Consider the following 25,937-nt stretch of genomic DNA (forward strand, 5'->3'; position numbering starts at 1 on the left):
TGTCTTCAGGGTATGTCATGGATGCGATTACCACGAATGTCGCCGGCACAGGAGTGCCTGCTGCCGGCGTCCCGATATCAGCCGTTCCGCTGACTATTCAATTCGCTGGAAGACTTTTTTACTGCCCTCCGGAGAGAATGCAATAACATCGTAAGCCTCTTTACGGGCCCCCATCTCCATTCCCGGGCTCCCCGCAGGCATGCCCGGGGTGGCAAGACCATAAATCCCAGAATCAGACTGCATTGCCTTATGTATCGTGGCTGCAGGCACATGACCTTCAATGATCAAATTACCAGTAACTGCGGTATGACAGCTTCTCAGCTCAGCAGGAACAGCATATTTTTCTTTCAGGGCTGACAGGGCCTGATCATTCATGACGTGGGTCCGCACCTCAAACCCGTCCTTTTCCATCGCCTTGCCCCACAGGGAACAGCAACCACAGTTTTCAGACTTGTACATGTCTATTATTTTTTCACCTGCCATTGCCGGCAGTGAAAGGCCAAAAGCCAGGGTCATTAAAATTATTTTTTTCATACTCACCTCTGTATGCTATCGATATAAACCCTGACGTCAGGGTGAATTTATGCGAAAGGACACCCGCAGGGGTGCCCTTTCAGGGTTATGACACGCTCTTTTTATGTCTGCGCAGCCAGATGAGTTTATAGGCGGCAGGAATAATGAACAGGGACAGCAGCGGAGCTGTGATCATCCCGCCAATCATGGGGGCCGCGATACGGCTCATTACTTCTGAACCTGCGCCGGTACCCCAGAGTATCGGCAGCAGACCCGCGATGATCACCGCCACGGTCATGGCTTTCGGCCGGACACGCAGCACGGCACCATGATAAAGGGCTTCATCAAGACCTTCCGGTGTGAACGTTTCTTTGTTTGACAGTTCCGGATGCGCTTCAATGGCATGACGCAGATACATCAGCATGACCACGCCAAACTCTGCTGCCACACCGGCCAGGGCGATAAACCCGGTTCCGGTTGCGACTGACATATGGAAGCCCTGCCAGTACAGGAACCATATCCCGCCAACCAGGGCGAACGGCAGACTCATCAGGATCAGCAACGCTTCATCAACCCGGCGGAACGCCAGATACAACAGGATGAAAATGATCATCACCGTCATCGGCACCATCAGTTTAAGTTTCTTGTTGGCGTGCTCAAGCAGTTCAAACTGTCCGGAGAATGACACGCTGGTACCCGGTCTCAGCTTCACTTTCTGACTGATAGCCGTTTTAATATCATTAACCACCGACACCATATCCCTGCCGCGCGCGTCAATGTAAATCCAGCTGGCTGGACGGGCATTTTCCGTTTTCAGCATAGTCGGCCCTGAAACGACCTTAATATCCGCGACATCGCCCAGCGTGATCTGCTGCTTCATCGGGGTCAGGATCGGCATCTGTTTCAATGCATTTGGACTGTTCCGGTAATCCTGCGGATAGCGAATATTAATCGGGTAGCGGGCCACGCCTTCAACCGTTTCCCCTACCGTTGCGCCGCCGATGGCTGATGAGACAAACAGCTGTACATCACCGACAGTCATACCGTAACGGGACGCTTTTTCCCGGTTGATATCGATATCGATGTAACGCCCGCCTTCAAGTCGCTCAGCCAGGGCAGACACCACGCCCGGCACGGTTTTGGCTACCGCCTCGATACTCTGCGCCGTCGCATCAATATCGGCCAGGACAGTCCCTGAGACCTTGATACCTATCGGGCTTTTGATCCCGGTTGAGAGCATATCAATACGGTTACGGATTGGCGGAACCCACAGGTTTGCCAGACCCGGTAAACGGACGGTCTTGTCGAGTTCTTCAATAATCTTGTCAATCGTCATACCCGGACGCCACTGATCCTCAGGTTTGAGCTGGATCGTGGTTTCCACCATTTCAAGCGGTGCGGAATCCGTTGCGGTCTCTGCTTTACCGGTCTTGCCAAATACTGAGGCCACTTCAGGAACGCTTTTGATTAACTTGTCCGTCGTCTGCAGGAGTGCTGCAGCTTCTGCCGGAGAGACGCCAGGCAGTGTTGATGGCATATACAGCAGGTCGCCCTCATTGATCTTCGGCAGAAACTCCCCCCCCACCTGACTCAATGGCCATATAACGGTGAAAATGGACAAGGCCGCAACCAGCAGGGTTGTTTTTGGCCAGTGGAGGACTCGCAGCAGCAATGGATGATACGCTTTGATCAGCACCCGGTTCAGGGGGTTACTGGTCTCGGCAGGAATTTTTCCCCGGATCCAGAATCCCATCAGGATCGGAATGACAATGATGGCCAGCGCGGCCGCTCCCGCCATGGAGTACGTTTTCGTGAATGCCAGCGGGCCAAACAGACGTCCTTCCTGACCTTCCAGGGTAAAGATAGGAATAAAGGATAGGGTGATGATCAGCAGGCTGATAAACAGTGCGGGTCCCACTTCCACGGAGGCGTCGGTAATCACCTTCCAGCGGGTGGCGTTGTCAATCTGCTCACCCGGATGCTGATGATCCCACTCCTCAAGCCGTTTATGCGCATTCTCAATCATCACAATGGCGGCATCCACCATCGCACCGACGGCAATAGCTATCCCTCCCAGCGACATGATATTGGCGTTCAGTCCCTGGAAGTGCATGACGATAAAGGCGATACACAGGCCAAGCGGCAGAGAGATAATCGCCACCAGGGCAGAACGTACGTGCCACAGGAACAGGGCACAGACGATGGCCACCACGATAAACTCTTCCAGAAGTTTGGAACTGAGGTTATCAATCGCCCGGTCGATTAACTGGCTGCGATCGTAGGTGGTCACGATTTCAACGCCTTCCGGCAGACTGGCCTTCAGTGTCTCCAGTTTATCCCTCACTGCCGTGATTACATCACGCGCGTTTTTACCCGACCGCAGGATCACCACGCCGCCAGCGACTTCCCCCTGGCCGTTCAGTTCGGCAATACCACGCCGCATTTCAGGCCCGGTCTGCACGCGGGCAACATCCCGCAAATATACCGGCACGCCGTTCTCGCCTGTTTTCAGGACGATATTATTAAAATCATCAATGCTCTGCAGATAGCCGCTGGCGCGGACCATATATTCCGCTTCGGCTATTTCAACGGATGAACCACCGGCTTCCTGGTTAGATGATTCAAGAGCCTGTTTCACTTCGGGCAGGCTGATCCCATACTGGGACAGTTTTACCGGATTGACCTGAATCTGGTACTGCTTCACCACGCCACCGACCGAGGCTACCTCTGCCACGTTCGGGATGGTCTTCAGTTCAAATTTCAGAAACCAGTCCTGCAAAGAACGCAGTTCTGAAAGGTCGTGTTTTCCGCTGCGATCGACCAGGGCATATTCAAATATCCAGCCCACTCCCGTGGCGTCCGGGCCGATTTCAGAACTCACACCCGCAGGCAGTTTGCCCTGAACCTGATTCAGGTATTCCAGCACGCGCGAACGGGCCCAGTACAGATCGGTCCCGTCTTCAAAAATGACATACACATACGAATCACCGAACTGTGAAAAGCCACGCACGGTTTTTGCGCCAGGTACGGACAGCATGGTGGTGGTAAGCGGATAGGTGACCTGGTTTTCTACAATCTGCGGAGCCTGTCCGGGATAGCTGGTTTTAATAATGACCTGCACATCTGACAGGTCAGGCAGCGCATCGACCGGCGTGTTAATTATCGTCCATGTGCCCCAGATGCTGAGAAACAGTGCGCCCATCATGACTAGGAAACGGTTGGCGACAGAGCGCCGGATAATCCATTCAATCATCGTCGTCTCCTCAGTGCCCTGAATGCATATTTACAGGCTGCTCAGACATTGCTGGCATACTGCTTTCTGTTTTTTCAGGGTGGCGCATACGTTCCAGCGCGCCCGTAATATTGGCTTCGGAGTCAATAAGGAACAGGCCACTGACCACCACGGTATCGCCTTCATTCAGGCCGGTGCCAATGCCGGACTGTTGCTGTGATTCATGCAGAACGTGGATCTGTTTCGGCACAAACTTGCCTTCATCATCAACAGTAATCACGCGCTGTTCTTTGCCGGTATCGATAACGGCCTGGCTTGGTATCAGCAGCATCTCCTGGCTTTGGGTATTCAGTTTGAGATAGGCATTCATGCCCGGCTTGAGAAACTCATCCTTATTAGAAACCTGGAGACGGACCTGAAGCGTGCGGGTTGTCTGATCCACGCTGGGAAGAATGTTCCATTTTTCAACATGGAATGTTTTATCCGGATAAGCCGGTACCGAAATTTCAAACTGCGACGTATCTTTCAGCAGATAGGCGATAGATTCTGGCACTGCAGCGCTGATCCAGACCGGATCCATCCCCTGAATCTGAGCCACCACCTTATCTTTCGAAATATTCATGCCGGTGCGCAGGTCAAATGCAGTAATGACACCATCAATAGGTGCTTTAATGGTAAAACGGGTCTGGATTGTGCGGGTTGAACGCAGCCTTTGTATATCCTCTTCCGGCATACCAGCCAGACGAAGTCGCTCCAGAACCCCTTTTATCTGGGTTGGCGTACCGCCTGTACCGGATAACAGCAGGAACTCACTTTGTGCCTCAACCCATTCAGGAATGGTGATATCGATAAGCGGAGTGCCTTTCTTCACATGATCGCCAATCGTCAGGGGATACACTTTTTCGACGAAACCGTCAGAACGCGCCTGCACAATGACAAACTGATACTCGTTATAACTGACATTAGCCGGGATTGTCTGAGAATAATTCAGCATTCCTCGCGTGACTTTTTGCGTTTTTAATCCCAGATTCTGAACCTGGGTTGGATCGATACGGATCCCGCCACTGCTTTTATCGCCACTTTCATCAGCATATTTCGGCACCAGGTCCATATCCATAAAGGGAGATTTTCCGGGTTTATCAAATTTGGTATCCGGTTTCATCGGGTCATACCAGAAAAGTACCTTTTTCTCCGGTGCCTTTTGTTCTGCTGGTACTGTTTTTTGTGATGAGTTTACATACTGCCAGGCAGTAACCGATATCAGCCCTCCTGCTATGAGGCTGCTGATAATTATTGCAGCATATTTTATCTTTAAAGAAGCCATACAATTTCTCACTGAAAAATCAAAACACCTGGCATATGCGCCCGAACATTCACAGTAATCCCTTAATGAATGTTCAGGCGCACTGGATGTATTCGCTCCGGACTGTTAATCAGGATTGCGTAACGTTAATGCTTTTGAGTAAGGAGATATTGCCCTGCTGAATAAACGAGAAATCGACATGATTGCCGGTTTTCAGGGCATTGATAGCGTCGTCTGCATTAACAAAAGTGAAGCGCATGGTCATTGCAGGCCAGCCCACCGCCGGGATTGCTTCGTGCGAAATGGTAATCTTTTTACTATTCATATCAATGTCTTTAACGATACCGGTGCCCTTGATAACCTGCTGTACCGAAGCATCACTGGCAGCATTCATATCGCCATGCTGATGTGTTTCAGCATGAAGACCGGCAGAAAACATGACAGAGAAGGCACCAAATAAAACGGCTTTAAGTGAATTACGCATTTTTAATTTCCTGATTAATTGACTAAATTTACTCTACCCAACCGCCACCCAGCGCGGTAAACAGATTAATTTCGTTAACCTGTCGGGAATAGGTAAGATCGAGAATGGTTTGCTGCGTCGCGAAGAGGGAACGTTCTGCATCCAGCACTTCGATGTAACTGACAGCACCACTTGCATACAATCCTCTGGCACGCTGTAGAGTTATCTGAAGTGAATCAAGATAACGCTGCTGTGACTCAAGTTGCTGGCTAAGGCTGTCGCGCAGCGCAAGCGTGTCGGAAACATCCTTAAAGGCTGACTGAATTTTTTGTTCGTAATTAACCACCGACTGTTGCTGGCGAATTTCAGCCAGCTTCAGATTGGCTTTGTTCCTGCCAGCATTAAAAATAGGAATTTCAATTTTAGGAATAAAATTCCACATGCCACTTCCTGACGTGAAGAGGCTGGACAGCTCCGTACTGCTTGCGGAGAGACCACTGGTCAGGGTAATGGACGGGAAAAAGGCCGCTCGTGCTGCGCCAATATTGGCATCAGCTGCTTTCAGCTGATACTCCGCTTCCATAATATCCGGGCGCTGCAGCAAAATGTGTGACGACAGATTTGGTGGCAATTTTACTGGTGCGATCTCCCCACCTTTCATCCCTTTTTCTGACGGAACTGCGCGGTACGTTCCCAGCACCAGTTGCAGGGCATTGTTTGCCTGAGCCAGATCGCCTTCTCGTTTGGCTATTTCGGCGCGGGTACTTTCGATTTGCCCCCTGGCCTGTTCAAGCGCCAGAACGTTCGTACTCCCGGTCACCAGTTGTTGCTCAACGAATGCATAAGATTGTTCATAATTTTTCAGCGTTTCCCGCGCAATACGGAGTTGTTCGTACGCCAGTTGCTGGCTGAAATAGCTCTGTGAAACGTTGGAGACCAGCAGGATGTGTACGGCACGACGGGCTTCTTCGCTGGCAAAGTAGTTCTGGCGATCAGCCTCACTCATGTTCTTAAGTTTGCCAAAAAAATCGAGCTCATAGCTGAGCTCCAGACCCGCGTCGTACTCCTGTGTGGTCGGTTTGTCACCTTTCAGACCACCGCTGTATGTGATCCCGGATGAGGCATTCAGTTGGGGATAACGATCTGCATCCGTGACGTTGAACTGGGCCCGGGCCTCTTCAACCTTCAGGGCAGCCATTCTCAAATCACGGTTATTATTCAGAGCTTCAGTAATCAGCCTTGTAACCTGGGGATCGACAAAAAAGTTACGCCAGCCTGTATCCTGATAACTATTCACTGCGGGTGTCAGGCTGTTACGGGACAGTGAAAACTGCTGGGGTACCGGTGCTGCGGGCTGCTGATATTCAGGCGCAAGCGACACACAGCCTGCCAGGATGAATATCGTGCTAATACTGAGTAATTTTAATTTGAACATAACGCTTCTCGTCCAGGCAGACCTGGTAAATGGTTCAAATGAAGTCCAGATTATTGATAGGGGTACTTTACCGGACGCACTCTGTTTGTCGGGTGACAGGATAATGACAATGTTGTCATTTTTGCTGTAATCCGTTGATAACGATCGTGGGAACAATAGAATGACATTAGCAGCCAGCCGGGGAGCAAGATGAAAATATTGATCGTCGAAGACGAAATTAAAACTGGTGAATATCTCAGCAAGGGGCTTACAGAGGCAGGGTTCGTCGTGGATCATGCTGATAATGGTCTGACCGGATATCATCTTGCCATGTCAGCCGAGTATGATTTAGTCATTCTGGATATCATGCTGCCTGATGTGAACGGCTGGGATATCATCCGCATGTTGCGCACAGCCGGAAAGGGAATGCCGGTCTTACTGCTGACGGCCCTTGGCACGATCGAACACAGGGTCAAAGGACTTGAGCTGGGAGCGGACGATTATCTGGTAAAACCCTTTGCGTTTGCTGAACTGCTCGCCCGGGTAAGGACCCTCCTCAGGCGGGGAAACACGATGATCACGGAAAGCCAGCTTAAAGTGGCTGACCTCTCGGTTGATCTCGTATCCAGAAAAGTCAGCCGCGCCGGGAACCGCATTGTACTCACCAGTAAAGAGTTCAGCCTGCTGGAATTCTTCATTCGCCATCAGGGAGAAGTTCTTCCCCGCTCCCTGATTGCCTCTCAGGTCTGGGACATGAATTTTGACAGCGACACTAACGCGATTGATGTCGCAGTAAAGCGTCTCCGCGCTAAAATAGACAACGATTACGCGACAAAGCTGATCCAGACAGTGCGGGGCGTGGGCTACATGCTGGAGATCCCGGATGCATAGCAAACCGTCCAGACGACCTTTCTCACTCGCTCTGCGGCTGACCTTTTTTATCAGCCTGTCCACAATACTGGCGTTTATCGCCTTTACCTGGTTTATGCTGCATTCTGTTGAAAAGCATTTTGCTGAGCAGGATGTCAGCGATCTGCAACAAATCAGCACCACACTAAACCGTATACTGCAGTCTCCGGTTGATCCGGATGAAAAAAAAATAAGCAAAATAAAGGAATCGATTGCCAGCTACCGTAACGTTGCTCTTTTGCTACTTAATCCCCGGGGAGAGGTGCTGTACAGCTCTGTGCAGGGCGCAGCTTTACGCTCTGCCGTGAATTCAGCCGATTTTAGCGAGCATAGCCGTGCACGGGATGTCTTTCTCTGGACGGTGGAGGATCCTGCGAGACCGATGGATACCGGGTCCGGAATGAAGATGGAAACATACAGGATTATCGCCTCCTCTGGTCAGGCGATATTTCAGGGTAAACAGCAGAATTATGTCATGCTGACTGGCCTCTCCATTAATTTCCATCTCCATTACCTCGATGCACTGAAAAAAAATCTGATTGCGATTGCCGTCGTGATAAGCCTGCTGATTGTTCTTATTATTCGAATAGCTGTCCGTCAGGGGCACCTGCCCCTTCGTAATGTCAGCAATGCCATTAAAAACATCACCTCCGAGAATCTTGATGCACGGCTGGAACCGACACGCGTACCCATTGAGCTGGAGCAGCTGGTTATCTCGTTCAATCATATGATTGGAAAGATTGAGGATGTCTTTACCCGCCAGGCCAATTTCTCTGCCGATATCGCGCACGAGATCAGAACGCCCATCACCAACCTTGTTACGCAAACTGAAATCGCACTGAGTCAGGATCGAACGCAGAAGGAACTCGAAGATGTCCTCTACTCCAGCCTTGAAGAGTATAACCGGATGACCAAAATGGTCAGCGATATGCTGTTCCTGGCACAGGCGGACAATAATCAGCTGATACCTGACAGGGTTCGGTTTGATCTCAGAGCGGAAGTCATGAAAGTCTTCGAGTTTTTCGAAGCCTGGGCCGAAGAACGTAATATTATGCTCAAATTTAACGGTATGCCCTGTCTGGTTGAGGGAGATCCACAAATGTTCAGAAGAGCTATTAATAACCTGTTATCCAATGCTCTGCGTTATACCCCAGAGGGACAGGCAATCACCGTCTCAATAAGAGAGCAGGAGAGTTTTTTTAATCTTGTGATTGAAAATCCGGGGAAACCAATCCCTGAAGAGCATTTATCAAAGCTGTTTGATCGTTTTTATCGGGTGGATCCGTCCAGACAACGAAAAGGAGAAGGCAGCGGCATCGGCCTTGCGATTGTGAAGTCAATCGTGGAAGCACATCACGGAAGAGTGCAGGTGGAATCGGACGTACGCTCAACTCGTTTTATCTTATCCGTGCCCAGACTTGAGAAAATGATTCCGGAAACCCAATACTGAGAATAAAGATTTAAATGACAAAGATGTCATTAGCCTGTCATGCAGCAAACAGAAGCCATTCGATATAATTAGTGCAACTTATCAGGAAGTCTGGATTGCTTCATCAATACCCGGCGTCAGAGTACGCCAGGGAATGAATATCCAGTCCCCTCCCGGAGAAATAAACACTGCCGAACCTGTTTCAGTTATGGAACTGAAAACACCGGTTGTACTTCCCCGGACATTACTAATTCAGAAATGGAGATTTATCATGAAAAATATCGTATTAGCATCCTTGCTGGGCTTTGGTTTAATTTCTTCGGCCTGGGCCACTGCAACCGTGAATATTCATGAACGCGTCAACAATGCACAGGCTCCTGCTCACCAGATGCAGTCTGCTGCGGCTCCTGTCGGGATCCAGGGGACTGCTCCTCGTATGGCCGGTATGGACCAGCATGAACAGGCCATTATTGCTCATGAAACCATGACGAACGGATCGGCGGATGCGCACCAGAAAATGGTGGAAAGTCATCAGAAAATGATGGGAAATAACACTGTATCCACGCCCGTTTCGTCAACGTCTTACGCTGCGATGGATGAGCATGAAAGAGCAGCGGTTGCCCACGAATTCATGAATAACGGTCAGTCCGGCCCACATCAGGCCATGGCCGAAGCGCACCGCCGTATGAGCAATGCAGGCTGAATGCGACTGTAGTATCCGTGCTTTTACCCTTTCCTTGATAGATTATTCCTTAACCGGATATGTTGTGACATTTTTGCCCCCATCTGGGGGCTTTTTTATCTGACTCAGCTACAATTAACCGGTACCTACCTGAAAAGGACTTATTTTATGAAAATCAAAAACACCTTTTTTGTAATATTAATGTTATCCCTGCCAGCCATTTCCGCTGAGCATTCGGACATGAAAATGTCAGATATGCACTCATCGGCATCGTCACAGGAATATATGGCTGGCATGAAAGACATGCATGACAAAATGATGGCCGCCGTTAATGAGCCCGACCCCGACAAGGCCTTTGCAAAAGGTATGATCGCACACCATGAAGGAGCAATCGCAATGGCGGAAACTGAGCTCAAATACGGAAAAGATCCGGAAATGAGAAAGCTCGCGCAGGACATCATTAAAGCTCAAAAAGGTGAAATTGAGCAGATGAATAAATGGCTTGGTAATCAAAAATAATGGTTGCGGAAATATGATGTTGCGCGTACAGTCAGAGTGTTCCCGGGCACGGGAGCCTGTTAATCGTTAATTAATCAAAACCCGATTCATTTCGGGTTTTTCCTTTTAAATCCTCCAACGTTTGTACTGCACCGAGTGAAATTCACCTGAGCCAATTCTGCTTGCCGATTATTTCGACGGGAATTGCTAATTTTAATTAAGCCTCTGTTTTAAAATTGTTTCTTATGCCTGGGTTCGACAGGGGGGCTCGTCCTGTTCTCTGGTCATGCGCAATGGCAATTCGCAGTCAGGGCTCAAGACTGCTTTTACCTATTTTTTAACAGAAAATTCCTGAACCAGATACTTGCCGGAAACATCATCTGCTGTTCATCTCGACCAATAAAATGAAGGTATCACTCTCCTTTGAAACTCACTTACTTTCCATTTTGTAATAAATAATCAAGTTTTCCAGTGATATATCTATATCTACTTTTTTTAATAATTCTTTTCTCTCATTATATATTTTCTCCAGCATATCTTCATATCCCTGACCAAGGTGAATTTGTTTATGGCAATTGCAACACAGTGATATTATATTTTCTTCGACGTCAAGAGAAGTATCAAAAGCATCTTGCCTGGACATAGGTACAATGTGATGAGGTTCAGTGTAGTGCAAGGGTGAATTTCGCCTTCTGAATGTTGGATGATCGCTATCGACTTCACATCTGTATCCTGCTTTGTTCAATGCATTTTTTGATACGACTTTATTTCTTGGGTATGATAGGCCATTTTTTACTTCTATTGCTTTTTTCTTTGGTTTAGCTTTTCCGGTATATTCAAATGTTCGATCTTCATCAAAGTTATTATTTTTCTCCATGGCATTGACCAACTCATCGTCAGAGTAAAATTCATTACTGGTGTTTTCTGTTGTACCAAAAAAATCCAGCTCCTTAATTGCTTGGACAAGTTCTTCACGAATTGTCCATAAGTTTCTTTTTGGTTTTCCGCCGATTTCTTTACTCTTCATGACTGTAATGAATTTTGTGCCGGATGCTATATTTCCGATCCCTTTAACTTCGAATCTACCAAGTTCTTTTTGAACCCTTCCACCCAGTCCATTAATAACACCATTAGCACTCATACTGTGCAGATCGTACTTTTTACCTATATCGAAACACGTGCAAGAATGACTTGGTTCAATGAACCATTTCTTTAATGCTGCAATACTTTTAGAATCAAAAACTTTTTCATTCATTAATAATGTTTTCCATTCCTCAACACTGATATCAATGTCGCAGACGTACTCCCCATCAATTACCTGACAAATTTTTTTGATCACGGTCATTCCCCCATAATAAAAACATACAGTTCGATATCCGGTATGGGTGCGAACTTGCAATTATCTGCATAATCCCATATTTTCAGCCCCGGAAAATATGTTTGCTATTTTGCCTAAAAATAAATTGTTACTGGGATAACTTGATTACATCATCCTCAACTTGAGCATACCATATCACCAGACTGAGTCTCAATGTAATAGCCAATTAGCTATGGTCATTATCCGCGACGAAGAGGTAGTCTCAGCTCAACACAATCGTACAATGCTTTCAATGATCTACGCTTTTTACTGGACGAACGTGAGAACATTTATTGCTTAAAATTTTAACAATATTTACTTGCTGGCGCGTACGCTACACTATCAACATATTGTGAATAAAAATAATTGACATAATTGTATTTAATGAAAATGTTACGCACGTGATCATTCGGGATATGAACAAGCCAGAACCGCACTTTTCTAGCCTGTATCTCCATCGATGACTCATCGCTTTTTTACTGGATTGTGCCCGACTGAGAAGCTGCTCACTGGGGGCCGGTCGGAATGCTGTGGCGCTCAGTGCGGGTGTGAACGGCATTTATCTCTTACGAGCCAATCTCTATGTCGCTTTACAGATAAATCCGTTGACAGCGTGTCTGACGGGGGAATGTGGCGAGGTGATGAAGCTGTTTAATCGCTGTGGCTGGCTGAACTTGAGTCTGGTGACTCCCTGCCCCACCAGTATTCGCTGATGACCAGACAGGGAGTGCCAGGAAAGGGTGATTAGTGGCGGATCTGCGCCAGGTCGTCTTCAGTCAGACCGGTCATTTTCATGACGGTATTGCGGTCAATGCCGTTCTGGAGCATGGTTCGTGCAATTTTAAGGGTGGCTTCGCGCTCGCCTTTTTCAATGCCGCGTTGTTCACCGAGCTGAATCCCCTTCTCGATGCCCTTCTGTTCAAGCTGTTGTGCGATGGTCATAAGTGCGTCTCCGTGTTGCGGCACACGCTGTGCCAGTTCGCGTACAAAGGCTTCGGCGTCGGATGTTTCGCCTGCCTGCACTATATAGTGTACCAGCGATATCACCTGCGATGAAGACAAGTATCCCGCCAGCAAGATGGGTGCCAGCCGGTCGACCAGTTCTGCCAGGTCCCGCTGGTGAATATGCTTTTGCAGTAAAGTCAGGGCGGCCATGCTGCGATGGCCAGTGATTTCATCATCCGGAATGACCGTAACGTCTACCAGCGGGAAAGCGTTGCTGTAGAGTTTGCCTGCCAGCTCGGGAGCGTCAAATTCATCCAGCCAACGAGTAGAGTACGGATACGGGCTGCGCTTACCCGTATAGAACAGCACCGGTATCACCAGTGGCAGTTTTTTATGCCCTGCCTCCAGGTGGCGCTGCATGGCGGCTACCGCATAGCGTATGAGGCGGAAAGCCATATGTTTGTCCGGCGTTGACTGGTGCTCGACCAGAACATGAATATAGCCGTCGCCGGCTGTAGTTTTCAGGCTATAGAGGACGTCGCTGAAATACTGGCGGAGATCATCCTCAACGAACGAGCCTGATTCCAGTTTCAGCGTGCTGAGATCGCAGACTGCTCGCAGCTCTGCAGGCAGGTGGATTTCCATGAAATCCCGGGCAATATCCGGTTGCGTCAGGAACTGCCTGAACGTGGCATCGTGAGGAGTGGGTGTGCTGTTTTTCTTCTTCATCTGCCCTGGCTCTGAAAAATGACCCGGAGATGTTATCACAGCCCGGAAAAAGCTAATATTGGCGGTGAACGGAATTGCCATTCCTTCAGGGGGCCGTTCCGGGGTGGTTCGGTCCCCTTCCTAAACCATCTTTACTCATCATCAATTACTGCCTTAGCAACTTTCTTCCCTCTCTCAGATATTCTAAAACCTCTTCTCTCCGTCCTTCTGCGGCAGCTGTATATAATGTCGCGATACCGCTGACAGCCTGATGGCGGGTTATACTGCCTTTACTGAAATCATACAGAACAGTACAAAGGAATTCCTCCAACAACTCCCGTTCTCTTTGAGATATTCTTTCAGCCATATTCGCTCCATAAGTTTAATTGTTTGTTCTGAACCTAACGTGAATAAGTATCATCAATCAGTATCCTGTTTATGATTGCCGTTACAGACTCTGATTACTGTCATCTTTGATACGCCAGCTAGCCGGGCTGTTTCACGCAGTGATTTTCCGTGGGCCAGACGCAGAGTGCGTATCAATTCATGTTTCTGCGCGTCGGCCACCCTGCCTCGGTATTTTCCTTCAGCTTTCGCCTTACTGATGCCCTCTGACTGACGGCGTCGACGGTCTTCGTAATCTTTTCGGGCAATAGCGGCGAGCATATCCAGCATCATGCCATTTACGGCCTTCAGCATGCTTCGGGTAAAGTCATCACTTACTGTGCTGGAGAGCGCCAGATGGCTGGTCGGTAGATCAAGACTGACGATGGCCAGCTGCTTATCGGTAATTTGCTTTCTGAGTGTCTCCCAGCCTGCATCATCCAGGCGGGTAAGCCTGTCGACCTGTTCTATGAGAATCACATCACCAGGTTCCGCATCACCAAGAAGCCTGATCAGTTCAGGACGGTTCATTGTCGTACCGGAGACATTATCGATATACCAGCCAGCAATACGGTGGCCATTTTGGTTTGCAAATGCCTTCAGCGCATTTTTTGCGCGGCTGGCATCCTGCTCTGAAGTGGATGCCCGGAGGTAACCAAAAACGAACATATTTTGTCCTTCTGGTAACTTTTAAGTGGTCTTGCTTATGATGGTATCACTTATGTGGTAACAATAACATTCGCCAGTATTTTTTCGGGTGGTATATATAGAGTATACCCAAATGTGACAGGCTGACGCGCCCATCGGGCTTGTCCAACCCTTCGCCTGCTCAGATGCAAGCTCTGAACAGACTCACGGTTTGCGTAGTGGGTCAACAAAATCAATTACGATCACCAGAAATAATCAAAATGTGATTTCGCATGCGAAATCTATTGCGTATCATTATTGATACTCTAATGTTTATCTGTATACTGTTTATGTCGTCATGAAAGCTCGACAACAAACGCCTGACTCACAGGAGTGTGTATGAAATCCCGCAATGAATTCATTTCATTATTGAAATACTCTTTCAAGCCGTGCCGCCCCTTCTCAAACATTTCGCATGCGAAATCTTAAGGACTGTTACATGACACTGAAAATTGGACCTATCGGAAAACTGATCGTTGTATGTAGTCAGAAGGGCGGAATCGTTAAATCGCAGTCATCCAGTGAAATTGCACATGATCTTCGTAAAGCTGGTTTCCGCGTGCTTGAAATTGATATGGACTGGACAACTGGTCTGACGGAGAGGGCATTCCCTGACGGCTTACCTTATGAGATAGAACGCGAACCTTTAAGTAACAGTTTTACACCCGGTGAAGCGAATACATATCAGCTTTTCTTTTCTGAAACAGAGATTCGACCGATTGAGCTTCCTGGCGGGCGCTTTTTTATCGGTGCTACCAGTGAACTTAATGAAATTAACTACCGAAACAGCGACTGCATGTTCGACTTCAGGGAACGTATTGAAGAACTGAAGAAACAGTTTGATTTTATTATTGCTGATTCAGCGCCATCTTATTCAAATGTTATGATCGCAGCGCATATGTCAGCTGATTATCTTCTGATCCCTACCCTGCTGGAGAAGCAGGCCCGTAATGCAGTTGGTAAACAGCTTACTTATATGCAGAAAATTAAGCGGAACTACAATCCTTCGCTGCAGTTCATGGGGACTTACGTGACCCAGACGCAGGTGAAAAATTATAAAAAACCACTTAAAGAAGGATATCTGGGGCCTATTGATACACTGAATCTGAATCTCCTCATCGAGATCCTTCAGGGAAAAGGCTACTCTGAAGAATACATTCTCGCCTATATATCATTTGTACCTGCTGCTGCAAAAGAAGCGATCGAACTTGGTCTCTCCTTTGATGAATACGACCCAAAATGTCTTCCTGCAATTCAGTATAAAGAACTTACCCAGAAAATTATTATGCTCGCAGGAGGTAAGTAATGGCCAAGAAACCTTTTATGAAGCGACTACAGGCGCAGCAGGAAATGAAAAAAAATTCTGCTGTTGTTTCTGATATTGAAAAAGTCATTGCAAATAAACAGCCAGATGAGCAGAGCCATGATATAGCTGCACACCAGATTATGGCGGATATTGCACGCCCGGATATCGAACCTGATGGTCAGATAATACGCGTCGATATAAATCTGGTTTATGCTGAAGATCAAGTGCGACCTGAAGAAGACTTCGAGGAAGATATCATCGATGGTATGTCTGATACCTTCGAAACGATAGGGATGCTTACCCCACCTCGTTGTTATCCTCGTGACAGACGTGGCTACCAGATATGGTTAGGCGAAACGCGTGTTCGCACTGCCCGCAAGCGTGGTGATACCCACATTGATATTTATGTTGGTAAACCACCACGGGAAAGAAAAGAACGCATCATCGGTCAGCTCATTGAAAACCTGCAGCAGTCTGGTTTGAAACCATTAGCGACTGCAAAATCGTTCTATGAGCTCAAGCATGAGTTCAATATGACGGGTGAGCAAATCGCAAAAACAATGGGTAAGCCTACCTCATTTGTCAGTAAACACCTTCGTCTCATTGATGCACCAGAAAATGTTACCGCCCTTCTCCGGGATAAAGTCACATCTGATGTCGATCTGGCATACACACTGATACAGGTAAATGAAAAGTCTCCCGAAGAGGCCGAGAAGCTTGTCGCAGCTGCGCGAGAGTCTGGTATTTCACGTTCGCAGGTTAAAGCTGTTCTTGATGCAGTAAAAAACAAAAACAAAGGTGAGATTTCGCATGCGAAATCTAAGGCTCAGAACAAAAAACCAACCAAGCCTTTGGGCAGCAATTCAGATGTAAAAACCTGGCAGGTTGTTGTCGAGATAGACGATCAGCAAGGGGTAATAATGACTGACCGTGCGCCAGACAAAGCTGGGTATGTGTGGGTGAAAATGGACATTGGTGAGATTTCAGTTGAGGCTTCTGAACTACGCGTCAAAGGAATGCGCTCTCAGTGATGAAATCAACCCCGTTCACCGAAATGGCCACGGCATTCCGTGGCCAAATTGTCCGCCACTGGGCGCTTCGTTATCCCGGAACGCAATCCGAAGCAGCTGCCGCATTAACAGAAGCGGCTATCAATCTAGGATACGTTACAAGAAGCAGGCCCGTACCCGGCGCGGCATTACTTTCATGGGCCTCTAACCCGGCTGAAACTCCGTTGTGGGCAGCTCAGACGGCGTTAACATTGATGCTCAGCATCGGCTGGAAGCCCGAAAGTAACCAGGACTGGTGTGGTATGTCGGCGCTGATATTCAGAGCCAATCGTACACTTCCACTTGAGCAGTTAGTGGCTTCCTTGCCTGATAGCATAGACAGGCAAACTGCTACCGGATGGTTCGTGGCTGCAATTGAAGAGGATTCCAGCTACCGTAACAACAGGAAATCCAGATGACTTTTCAAGAGCTTGATGCTTGTATCGCAGGCTCTGGCAGACGTTCTATCGCTTCTGCATTAATCGCTTTTATTCTTGATGCGCTTGATGACGGACAGGACGGAGTTGATCTTGATATCTTCCAGAGCCACACGCGTTTCGTTCGTAATAATGTAACCACTGTAGCCAGTTATCTGCAGCTACACGGGATTATCCATATACTGTATTACCGTGATGGTGCTGCAGAACGTCAGTATGAGTCCGTTAATAATTACGGGCGGTGGGCAAAGCAGCACTATCGTCCTTCTGAGGCTCTTATACAGCTGCATCGACGAGATTAAACCGAAAGATTTCGCATGCGAAATCTATCTAACCTAAGGATTAAACAGAGTGCCGGGTTCAAAGAGAATTTGCAGGCAGTGTCTGAACGATGACCGTTATCTGAACAACATCATCGCAAGCGATCCTGATGCCTCAGAATCATGCGATTATTGTGACTCCGAAGAGATGACGATGTCGATGGAAACACTGGCTGAAAAGGTCGACTGGTTGATTGAAAATTATTATAGGGGCGGAGAATATAACCATTATCAGGAAGAGTATGAAGGTGAACCTCTCTTCTCAGTTCTGGAGCAAGAGGTCACAGCCAATGATAATATCATTGATGACTTATCGGAACTGCTCGAGGAGTTATGGTTTGACTGGAGCTCACATGATAGAAAATATGGTGATGAGCCTCATTTTGTTGAAGCTGTAACCATCTCAGGAAACCTGTCCAGAAAATGGAATTCAATGGAAAGGAAACTTCGGGAGAGTAATCGATTCTTTAATATGGACGCGATGGCAACTTTCGAAGAGGTTTTTACTTACCTTCACGAAAATCATCCCTCAGCATTCATCGATTTTGAGCCTAACAAACCAATTTTCCGTGGTCGTATTTTTCAGTCAGAGGATGCACTTGAAATCGCATTACGTATGCCCGAGTCGAGTTTCGGACCTCCTCCTCCTGAGCTGACACCTTCCGGCAGAATGAATGCTAGAGGTATCTCTGTCTTCTATGGCGCTACGTCCAGAAAAAATGCCATATCTGAAGTGCGGCCACCTGTCGGTAGTTATGTTGCTGTTGCTGAGTTCACTTTGTTGCGGACAGTCAGGTTACTCGACCTCTCCAGTCTCAAAGGGCTGGCTGTTAACGGATTTAGCCGCTTTGATCCTGAGTATCTTCTTCGATATGAACGCAGTAGTTTTATTCAGAATCTCTCCAGAAAACTTGTTATGCCGGTTGTTCCTGAGCTTGAAGAAACAAATTACCTGCTGACGCAAGCTATCGCTGATTATCTCTCAACATTTGAGCATTGCGAACTCGATGGGATACTGTTCGCTTCCGCGCAAAAGCCAAAGGAAAGCACTGACCCTTCTGTCATGAATATTATCCTGTTTCATAAATCATCTGGGGTACTGAATGCAGACCGAAGGTTCCGGGAAGCTGAAGTAAATATGTATCAGCACGATGAGGATATTTCGTACTTTGACCCAGAGATAAGGACGACTCCCGATGATTTCCGTCGTGAATTTAAAGTGCTATCACGTAAGAAAAATAGGGAAGATATACTTGAGTTAAAACTCGATGGCATAGAAGTTCATAAAGTAGAGGGTGTTGATTACTCCACATCAGAAACAACAGTCACGCACTATTTAACGGAAGGCCGCACAAAAGGAGTGATTTCGCATGCGAAATCTGGCTATTCGGATGACGAATTCTGACGGGTAGATATAACCCATATTTCGCATGCGAAATCTTTTGGTGGCAGATCATCTTATCATTGCCACCGGGAGATCATTCCAGCGCGTTGTGTACGCAGGGGAAAGCATTTCTCGTTTCATTTGCCACTCAGGAGCAATGCCTCGTCCCGCAAACCACACTTTTCCCAGTCCTGAATGGTTAATGCCGTCCACGACTTTCATCAGCTGGTTACTGTTGCTCCGGGGCTGAGTATCATCGAAGAGGTTCAGCTGCGAAACCCCGGTAGGAGTGAAATCATTGAGCATGCAACCTGCTTTTGCATATCGATGGCCATTCACCCAGATCCGATCCAGTGCTTTCACCGCTGCGGCTATGATGTCCCTGGTATCCTGCGAGGGAGTCATCAGCTTTTCACTGGCCACATTCCCGTAATACGGTTCGTTCACAGCGAACGGTGACGTCTTCACAAAAACGGCAATATGCCTGCAGAACTGACGCTCGCCGCGCAGCTTTTCAGCTGCACGCTCAGCGTACTGACAAACTGCCTGGCGCATGGCTTCATACGTCATGACACGCTCCCCAAAGGACCGGCTACAGACAATCTGCTGTTTTGGCGGAGGCGCTTCTTCAAGCGAAATACAGCTTTCTCCGTTGAGTTCCCGAACGGTTCTCTCCAGCACAACGCTGAAATTTTTCCTGATAAATACAGGGTTCGCGCGCGCCAGCTGTAGTGCAGTTGTTATCCCCATTGTGCTCAGTTTCTTTGAGATCCTTCGGCCAACCCCCCAGATTTCGTCTACTGGCTGCAGTGACAACAGTTTCTCCGTTCGTTTTGGATTGCCAGAAGTCAGAGCAAGCACGCCACCAAACTGCCGCCATTCCTTAGACGCCCATTGTGCGCTTTTAGCCAGCGTTTTGGTCGGCCCCATCCCGACGCCGATTGTCAGCCCCGTACCGGAGCGTACGTGCTCGCGCAGCTGCCGGCCGAAGTCCTCAAAATTAATGCAGCGGTCTATGCCGCGAATGTCCAGAAACATCTCGTCGATGCTGTACTGCTCCACGCGCGGCGCCAGCTCCTCAAGATGAGACATAACCCTGTTCGACATAGACGCATAGAGCTCGTAATTGCTCGAGAACGTGATGACCGGCTCCGGGAATTGTGCCGTCTTCAGCTGGAACCAGGGGACGCCCATTTTAATACCCAGCCGTTTCGCTTCGGCACTGCGCGCGATGACGCAACCATCATTGTTACTGAGCACCACAACGGGCCTGTTACGCAGGTCCGGACGAAATACTTTCTCACAGCTGGCGTAGAAGCTGTTGACGTCAGCCAAAGCGAACATCAATTCGTACCCCGCGTCTTATGTATGAATGCCATCACCACGCCGAATATCTGCAGTTCTTCCGGATAAAGAGTGGGGTACCGTGGGTGTCGGCGCAACTGCCAGCATGAGCGCCGGCGATATCGGCCAGGCAGGGCTCGGCGGTGGTGTCAGTTCTGCCGCCAAAACACTCTCCGATTACTACATCAAACGCGCCGAACAGTACCACCCGGTCATTCCAATCGGCGCGGGCAATGAAGTCACGCTTGTTTTCCAGGACGGCTTCCAGCTCGAAACACTGGAGGAAGCGCGCGCGAAAGCTGCTGCACGTAAGAAACAAAATCAACCTTCTGCCTCATCAACGCCTGCTGCCATGCCGGGTAATACGCCGGACATGCTGAAGCAGCTGCAGGACTTCAGGGTAGGGGACACCGTCGATCCGACGACCGGACAGGTCGTCACACAGTAAACGGGCCGGGAAACCGGCCGCAACAACACAATCCGGAATAGTTAGTGCCCTGGAAGACGAGAAAGGGATGGGCGGTAGCGTGTCCGGGCAGCATACACAGGAAAGAGCGATGGCAGACGTACTGGACCAGTTACAGGAGCAGGAAGACCTGATTAACAGGCTGCACATTCAGGCGGTCAGGCAACAGTTGAGCGTTAAAGGTGAAAGCCTTACCCGGTGTGAATGTTGTGGAAACCGTATTCAGGAACGGCGTCAGAAAGCGATACCCGGCGTGCGTACCTGCACTGAGTGTCAGCGGGTGCCTGACAACGCCCTGCGTGCGGCTGAAACCTTTGCTGAGTACACCGGCGCCGTGGCCATGATGAACGAGCGCTACTGGACTGTGGCGGAGGTGGATATGCAGGACGCCGTGGTCACGCTGCGTAATGCTGACGGGGAGTCGGTGCTGATCTCTCCTCAGCAGAACACTGCACAGGATATTTCCCTCTTCACACCCCGCGATCTGACGATCAGTCAGGGGGACAGGGTGCGCTTTACCCGCTCGGACACCGACCGCGGCTATGTGGCCAACAGCCTGTGGGAGGTGGCCGGGTTCACTGACGACGGGGCCATCCGCTTTCGCCAGGGAGATCAGGAGAAAATTGTCGACCCGCAGGCCATGACGGAGGACCGTCATATTGACCTCGCCTATGCCCTGACGGTGTATGGCGTGCAGGGGGCCAGTGAACGCTTTGCCATTGCCCTGACCGGTACCGAAGGTGGCAGGAAAAGAATGGCGTCTCTGGAGTCCACCTACGTGACGCTGTCACGCGCAAAAGAGCATGTGCAGGTCTATACCGACGATCTGGCTGGCTGGAGTGGCGATGCCCGGCACTCAAATGCCGGACAGACCGCCCACGACCTGCTGCACCAGAAAAGTGACCATGAATCCGACACCGGCAACCGACTGCTGGCCACCGCCTCACGGCTGGATAAAACCGCGCTGGGACGCAGGGTTCTGGCGGAAAACGGCCTTGAGGGTGAAACAATGGCGCGCTTCATTGCTGCCGGCAGGAAATACCCGACACCTTATGTAGCCCTGCCGGCGTGGACCCGTCACGGAAAAGAAGCCGGGGCACTGCTGACCGAAATCCGGATTGAGGATGACGGGATGCGCGTGGTGCTCAGTGATGAGTCCCGGCTGCGTGGTGGGGAGGATGCGCAGTTTGCCGGCCTGCAGGCCAGCCGTAACGGACAGACACTCATTGCTGATGATGCACAGACGGCGCTGCGCCTGGCACAGGAGAACCCGGAGAGCGGGGTGGTGATACGCCTGCACGGCGAAGAACGGTTGCTCAATGCAGCCCGCCTGACCGGGGGACGGATCTCGGAGCCTGATGAGGTGGCACGGACAGTGCGCAGCGTGGCGGAGGCTGAATCAGCGGCGAAAGCGGAAGACCCCATTACGCTGCCTCCGGATGAGCAGCAGAAACTGGCAGAGGCACAGGAAAAAGCGGCCCGGGAGCTGGCGGAGCAGGCCCGGCAGGAACTGCTGCCGGCAGTGTCGGGTGAGGAGAGCACCAGACCCGACCCCCTGTTGAACACTCTGGAGCGGGCAGCGCCAGTCCCTGTCAGCCTTTGGCGTGGCTCGGTGCCCTGTCCACCGAGCCGGCAGCAACGCAAGTGCTGCGGGTAGCGTTGGGAGCATTACTCCAGCAAGGCAACCGACTTCACCTGCACCCACACATCGCGGCCTTTGCTGATATCCAGTGCAGCCATTGCCCGCTTGGTAAGCCGCGCCAACATTACAGAATTACCAACTCGGACACGCACGAGCGCCAAACCAGGGTGCTCATCGTCGCCGACGGCATCGATCTGCCCGCGCAGTAGGTTCTGGATGCTGCTGGTGCCTGGTTCGCTGGCCAGGCTCACATCGCGTGCCAGCACACGAACTCGAACGCGGCGGCCCACAGACAATCCCTGGTCGCGTGCCCACAGGCTGCCGCCGTCAAAGTCCACCCGCGCCAAATGCCACTCGCTATCGACCTCACCGACGGTGCCGTCGAGGATCGCACCAGCGTCCTCACCTAGCCGGATCGGCAAGTCGAGGCGGGCCAGAGTCTCAGCCAGCAGCCCGCTGGCCAGCACCCGGCCGCCCTCCATCGCCACCAGGTAATCGGCCAGCCTGGCGACCTCATCAGGCGAGTGGCTGACGTAGAGCACCGGAATATCCAGCTCGTCGTGCAGCCGTTCCAGGTAGGGCAAGATTTCCTGTTTGCGCTTCAAGTCGAGCGCGGCCAGCGGCTCATCCATCAGCAACAGGCGCGGGCTGACCGCCAGGGCGCGGGCGATACCCACTCGCTGACGTTCGCCACCGGAGAGGCGATCCGGCTTGCGGTCGAGCAGATGCCCGATGCCCAGCAGCGCGATGGCGTGGTCGAGGCTAACCCGCTGTGCCTCGCCGTTGCGCTTCATGCCGTAGCGCAGATTGCCCATCACCGTGAGATGCGCGAACAGGCTGGCCTCCTGGAACACGTAGCCGATGGGCCGCTGGTGGGTTGGCACCCAGCGCCCGGCGTCCTGCCACAACTCGCCATCGACGGCGAGCCGCCCGTGCGGTGCGCGTTCCAGACCGGCAATGCAGCGCAGCAGTGTGGTCTTGCCGGAACCGGAATGGCCGAACAGGGCGGTGACGCCCCGGCCGGGCAGCTTGAGATCCACGTCAAGGGAGAAACCCGGCCAGTCGAGCCGGAAGCAAGCATCGATGCCCGCCATCTCAGCCTCCCTTCTTCGGGTTGGGCCGCCAGGCATACAGGGCCAGCAGCACCAAGAAGGAGAAGATCAGCATGACCGCCGCGAGGCGGTGCGCCTGCATGTATTCCAGCGCTTCCACATGGTCGTAAATCTGTACCGAGGCAACCCGTGTGACGCCCGGCAGGTTGCCACCGATCATCAGCACGACGCCGAACTCACCGACCGTGTGGGCGAAGGTCAGGATCGAGGCCGTCAGGAAACCCGGCGCGGCCAGCGGCACCGCCACGGTGAAGAAAGCATCCAGTGGCGAAGCACGCAGCGTGGCGGCCACTTCCAGCGGTCGGTCGCCCACGGCCTCGAAGGCTGTTTGCAGCGGTTGCACCATGAAGGGCAACGAGTAGAAGACGGAGGCGATGACCAGACCCCAGAAGGTGAAAGGCAACGGCCCCAGGCCCAGCGCCTGCGTGAGCTGGCCGACCGGGCCGTTCGGCCCCATCGCCAGCAGCAGGTAAAAGCCCAGCACCGAGGGAGGCAACACGAGCGGCAGCGCGACCACCGCGCCAATTGGCCCCTTCCACCACGCCTTGGTGCGGGCGAGCCACCAGGCGATGGGGGTGCCGACCAGCAGCAGGATCAGGGTGACGATTCCTGCCAAGCGCACGGTCAGCCAGAGGGCTTGCAGATCACTATCGGTCAGCATGTTCCCTCCCGTTCAATGTGCGTGCTGGAAGGTCTTGATGGCCGAGACCATCAGGACAACACCGAGCAACCCCATCAGCCAGCCGGTCGGCACCAGGCCAAGCAGCAGCCCGCCGATGGCCGCGCCAAGGATTGAGCCACCCACCATCCAGCCCATCAGCGGCCTTTCCTCGCGCAGCACCTGGAAAGCGTCGGCGCGGGTGTAACGGGCGAAGCCGACGATCATGGTCGGCAGGCTGACCATCAGCGACAGGCTGCCGGCGAGCTTGATGTCCAGACCGTAGAGCAGCACGATGGCGGGAATCAGCAATTCGCCACCGGCCACACCCAGCAGCGCGGCGACCATGCCGATACCCAGGCCAGCAATCAATCCGGCCACAAAGCGCAGCGGCCCGGCTTCGATGAGCGGCGTGCTGCCCTCATGCACACCGGCCCAGGCTTCCGAGAGCATGACCAGGGACAAGGCGACCAGCAGAACCAGGATGATGCGGTTGAGCCACTGGCGTGACAGGGTGATGGCATGGCCTGCCGCCCACCAGGCCCCGACAAGACTGCCCGCAAGTAGGTTCAGCACCACGTCGAGGTGATCGGCCAGCGTGCCCGGCGCAATCGTGCCGCCCCGGAACAGCAGCGCGGCGGCGACCACGACCAGGCTCATGGCCTTGTTGAGGATGACGGCCTCCAAGGTGCCAAGGCGGAATACGCCGACCAGCACCGGCAGGCGGAATTCAGCCCCGCCGAGGCCGATCAGGCCGCCGAGCGTGCCGATCATGGAACCGGCGACGAAGCCTTGCCCGTTGCGGGCAGGTACGCTCATGGCCGCATCCTACTTGCTGACGGCTTCGCCCGGCAGGACGAAACCGTATTTGGTCATCACGGCACGAGCCGGTTTGCTGCCCATGTAATCAGCGAACCGTTTGGCCAAGGCACTGCCTTCGGCACGCTTGGTGATGATGAAACCCTGTTCCAGCGGCTCATGCAGGTTGTCGGGGATGAGCCAGTAGCCGCCGCGCTTGGCCAGCTCGGGATTGACCGCCAGGGCCAGGGCGATGATGCCGACCTGAGCATTGCCGGTCTGCACGAATTGCGCGGTGTGGGCGATGTTCTCGCCATAGACCAGTTTGGGTTCTACCTTCTCCCACAGTCCTGCGGCGCGCAAGGATTCCTCGGCCCGTTTGCCGTAGGGGGCGTGCTTGGGGTTAGCGATGGCGATGCGGGCGATCTTGGGGTCGGTCAGGCTGGCCAGCGTCATCTTGCTGGCGTCCATGCCCGCGCTCCACAGCACGATGCGGCCGAAGGCATAGGGCTTGACATCGGAGGCAGCGAAGCCCGCCTTGGCCAGCTCACGCGGGAAACCGATGTCGGCCGAGAAATACAGGTCATAGGGCGCACCCTGCTGAATCTGCGTGTGGAACTTGCCAGACGAGCCGTAGATGACCTCCACTTCGTCGGCCGGGTTGGCCTTCTTGAAGGTGGCGACGATCTCGTCCATCGCGAACTTGAGGTCGGCCGCCGCCGCGACGGTGACTTTCTCGGCGTGGGCCGTCGCCGCGAACAGCAGTGAGCAAGCGAGCAATAAGGGGCGCAGGAGTTTCATGGGCGGGTTCCTTTTCATCGGGTCATGGCACAAGAACCCGCTGAACGGCATTTGTCGGGTTCACCACATCGTTAGGTCAAAAAAGACATAACGATA

The 25,937-nt window shown here is 51.4% G+C and carries 23 protein-coding genes and 4 pseudogenes; 12 read left to right on the forward strand and 15 right to left on the reverse strand.

The window, feature by feature from the left end; translation table 11 throughout:
• Positions 1-93 precede the first annotated feature (93 nt).
• The 5 genes from JM656_RS21970 to silC form a co-directional block, all read right to left on the reverse strand.
• Complete coding sequence (locus JM656_RS21970; protein WP_203361382.1) at positions 94-534, reverse strand: DUF411 domain-containing protein; 441 nt, start codon at positions 532-534, stop codon at positions 94-96.
• An 85-nt stretch (positions 535-619) separates the two neighbouring features.
• Positions 620-3,766: a Cu(+)/Ag(+) efflux RND transporter permease subunit SilA gene (gene silA / locus JM656_RS21975; protein WP_203361383.1), complete on the reverse strand. Its 3,147-nt coding sequence runs from the start codon at positions 3,764-3,766 to the stop codon at positions 620-622.
• 10 nt (positions 3,767-3,776) lie between these two features.
• On the reverse strand, positions 3,777-5,069 hold the full coding sequence (silB, locus tag JM656_RS21980) for a Cu(+)/Ag(+) efflux RND transporter periplasmic adaptor subunit SilB (protein WP_203361384.1): 1,293 nt from the start codon (positions 5,067-5,069) through the stop codon (positions 3,777-3,779).
• Between the two features lie 109 nt (positions 5,070-5,178).
• Positions 5,179-5,532, reverse strand: a complete 354-nt coding sequence (locus JM656_RS21985) for a Cu(+)/Ag(+) efflux RND transporter periplasmic metallochaperone SilF (RefSeq protein WP_001246152.1) — start codon at positions 5,530-5,532, stop codon at positions 5,179-5,181.
• A gap of 28 nt (positions 5,533-5,560) precedes the next feature.
• Positions 5,561-6,946, reverse strand: coding sequence for a Cu(+)/Ag(+) efflux RND transporter outer membrane channel SilC (gene silC / locus JM656_RS21990; RefSeq protein ID WP_203361385.1), 1,386 nt, complete (start codon positions 6,944-6,946; stop codon positions 5,561-5,563).
• Positions 6,947-7,135: 189 nt separating this feature from the next.
• On the opposite strand from silC, the gene silR reads away from it, so the two are divergent.
• The 4 genes from silR to JM656_RS22010 all read left to right on the forward strand — a co-directional run bounded on the left by silR (position 7,136) and on the right by JM656_RS22010 (position 10,464).
• Positions 7,136-7,816, forward strand: a complete 681-nt coding sequence (silR, locus tag JM656_RS21995; RefSeq protein ID WP_203361386.1) for a copper/silver response regulator transcription factor SilR — start codon at positions 7,136-7,138, stop codon at positions 7,814-7,816.
• Positions 7,809-9,284, forward strand: a complete 1,476-nt coding sequence (silS, locus tag JM656_RS22000; RefSeq protein WP_203361387.1) for a copper/silver sensor histidine kinase SilS — start codon at positions 7,809-7,811, stop codon at positions 9,282-9,284. Before silR ends, silS begins: the two co-directional genes overlap by 8 nt.
• Positions 9,285-9,534: 250 nt before the next feature.
• Positions 9,535-9,966, forward strand: coding sequence for a silver-binding protein SilE (gene silE / locus JM656_RS22005; RefSeq protein ID WP_203361359.1), 432 nt, complete (start codon positions 9,535-9,537; stop codon positions 9,964-9,966).
• Between the two features lie 147 nt (positions 9,967-10,113).
• Positions 10,114-10,464, forward strand: coding sequence for a DUF305 domain-containing protein (locus tag JM656_RS22010; RefSeq protein ID WP_000694952.1), 351 nt, complete (start codon positions 10,114-10,116; stop codon positions 10,462-10,464).
• Between the two features lie 409 nt (positions 10,465-10,873).
• On the opposite strand, the gene JM656_RS22015 is transcribed toward JM656_RS22010, so the two are convergent.
• A complete protein-coding gene (locus JM656_RS22015; RefSeq protein WP_203361360.1) occupies positions 10,874-11,782 on the reverse strand; it encodes an HNH endonuclease signature motif containing protein in 909 nt (302 codons plus the stop codon).
• A 533-nt stretch (positions 11,783-12,315) separates the two neighbouring features.
• Between JM656_RS22015 and JM656_RS22425 the strand changes: the two are divergent.
• Positions 12,316-12,548 (forward strand): annotated as a pseudogene (locus tag JM656_RS22425) (hypothetical protein); the annotation flags it as partial.
• On the opposite strand, the gene JM656_RS22020 reads toward JM656_RS22425, so the two are convergent.
• From JM656_RS22020 to JM656_RS22030, 3 genes are all read right to left on the reverse strand, one after another.
• Positions 12,545-13,474 carry an Rpn family recombination-promoting nuclease/putative transposase gene (locus tag JM656_RS22020; protein ID WP_203361361.1) on the reverse strand — a complete coding sequence of 310 codons (930 nt, stop codon included), beginning with the start codon at positions 13,472-13,474 and terminating at the stop codon, positions 12,545-12,547. The pseudogene JM656_RS22425 and the gene JM656_RS22020 overlap by 4 nt on opposite strands.
• Before the next feature lie 145 nt (positions 13,475-13,619).
• A complete protein-coding gene (locus tag JM656_RS22025) occupies positions 13,620-13,820 on the reverse strand; it encodes a hypothetical protein (RefSeq protein WP_203361362.1) in 201 nt (66 codons plus the stop codon).
• A 53-nt stretch (positions 13,821-13,873) separates the two neighbouring features.
• Positions 13,874-14,506 (reverse strand): recombinase family protein, encoded by a 633-nt coding sequence (locus JM656_RS22030; protein WP_042005150.1) that lies wholly within the window; start codon positions 14,504-14,506, stop codon positions 13,874-13,876.
• Between the two features lie 457 nt (positions 14,507-14,963).
• Here JM656_RS22030 and JM656_RS22035 point away from each other — a divergent pair, with 457 nt between their 5' ends.
• The 5 genes from JM656_RS22035 to JM656_RS22055 are packed head-to-tail and all read left to right on the forward strand — an operon-like array spanning position 14,964 to position 19,041.
• Positions 14,964-15,830: a ParA family protein gene (locus JM656_RS22035; RefSeq protein WP_061285223.1), complete on the forward strand. Its 867-nt coding sequence runs from the start codon at positions 14,964-14,966 to the stop codon at positions 15,828-15,830.
• Positions 15,830-16,861, forward strand: a complete 1,032-nt coding sequence (locus JM656_RS22040; protein WP_061285224.1) for a ParB/RepB/Spo0J family partition protein — start codon at positions 15,830-15,832, stop codon at positions 16,859-16,861. Before JM656_RS22035 ends, JM656_RS22040 begins: the two co-directional genes overlap by 1 nt.
• Positions 16,861-17,298, forward strand: a complete 438-nt coding sequence (locus JM656_RS22045) for a hypothetical protein (RefSeq protein WP_061285225.1) — start codon at positions 16,861-16,863, stop codon at positions 17,296-17,298. The genes JM656_RS22040 and JM656_RS22045 overlap by 1 nt, the downstream gene beginning before the upstream one ends.
• The gene (locus JM656_RS22050; RefSeq protein WP_040118449.1) at positions 17,295-17,618 is read left to right on the forward strand and encodes a hypothetical protein; all 324 of its coding nucleotides are present in this window, start codon (positions 17,295-17,297) and stop codon (positions 17,616-17,618) included. The genes JM656_RS22045 and JM656_RS22050 overlap by 4 nt, the downstream gene beginning before the upstream one ends.
• Before the next feature lie 49 nt (positions 17,619-17,667).
• A complete protein-coding gene (locus JM656_RS22055) occupies positions 17,668-19,041 on the forward strand; it encodes an RES family NAD+ phosphorylase (RefSeq protein ID WP_203361363.1) in 1,374 nt (457 codons plus the stop codon).
• Positions 19,042-19,089: 48 nt separating this feature from the next.
• On the opposite strand, the gene JM656_RS22060 is transcribed toward JM656_RS22055, so the two are convergent.
• Positions 19,090-20,364, reverse strand: coding sequence for a Y-family DNA polymerase (locus JM656_RS22060; protein ID WP_061285227.1), 1,275 nt, complete (start codon positions 20,362-20,364; stop codon positions 19,090-19,092).
• Positions 20,364-20,453: pseudogene (locus JM656_RS22065) on the reverse strand (peptidase); the annotation flags it as partial. The gene JM656_RS22060 and the pseudogene JM656_RS22065, both read right to left, overlap by 1 nt.
• On the opposite strand from JM656_RS22065, the pseudogene JM656_RS22070 reads away from it, so the two are divergent.
• Together JM656_RS22070 and JM656_RS22075 are read left to right on the forward strand one after the other, a co-directional pair.
• Positions 20,447-20,812, forward strand: a pseudogene (locus tag JM656_RS22070) (conjugal transfer protein TraB); the annotation flags it as partial. The pseudogenes JM656_RS22065 and JM656_RS22070 overlap by 7 nt on opposite strands.
• 223 nt (positions 20,813-21,035) lie before the next feature.
• Positions 21,036-22,394: pseudogene (locus JM656_RS22075) on the forward strand (conjugative transfer relaxase/helicase TraI domain-containing protein); the annotation flags it as partial.
• Between the two features lie 104 nt (positions 22,395-22,498).
• On the opposite strand, the gene modC reads toward JM656_RS22075, so the two are convergent.
• The 4 genes from modC to modA are packed head-to-tail and all read right to left on the reverse strand — an operon-like array spanning position 22,499 to position 25,841.
• Complete coding sequence (modC, locus tag JM656_RS22080) at positions 22,499-23,566, reverse strand: molybdenum ABC transporter ATP-binding protein (RefSeq protein WP_151605736.1); 1,068 nt, start codon at positions 23,564-23,566, stop codon at positions 22,499-22,501.
• A gap of 1 nt (position 23,567) precedes the next feature.
• A complete protein-coding gene (gene modB / locus JM656_RS22085; RefSeq protein WP_151605735.1) occupies positions 23,568-24,245 on the reverse strand; it encodes a molybdate ABC transporter permease subunit in 678 nt (225 codons plus the stop codon).
• 12 nt (positions 24,246-24,257) lie between these two features.
• On the reverse strand, positions 24,258-25,061 hold the full coding sequence (locus JM656_RS22090; RefSeq protein WP_151605734.1) for a sulfite exporter TauE/SafE family protein: 804 nt from the start codon (positions 25,059-25,061) through the stop codon (positions 24,258-24,260).
• Positions 25,062-25,070: 9 nt separating this feature from the next.
• Positions 25,071-25,841, reverse strand: coding sequence for a molybdate ABC transporter substrate-binding protein (gene modA, locus JM656_RS22095; protein WP_151605733.1), 771 nt, complete (start codon positions 25,839-25,841; stop codon positions 25,071-25,073).
• Positions 25,842-25,937: the final 96 nt, after the last annotated feature.

Source organism: Citrobacter sp. R56 (assembly GCF_016811995.1).
In the GTDB taxonomy this organism is placed as follows: Bacteria; Pseudomonadota; Gammaproteobacteria; order Enterobacterales; family Enterobacteriaceae; genus Citrobacter_D; species Citrobacter_D enshiensis.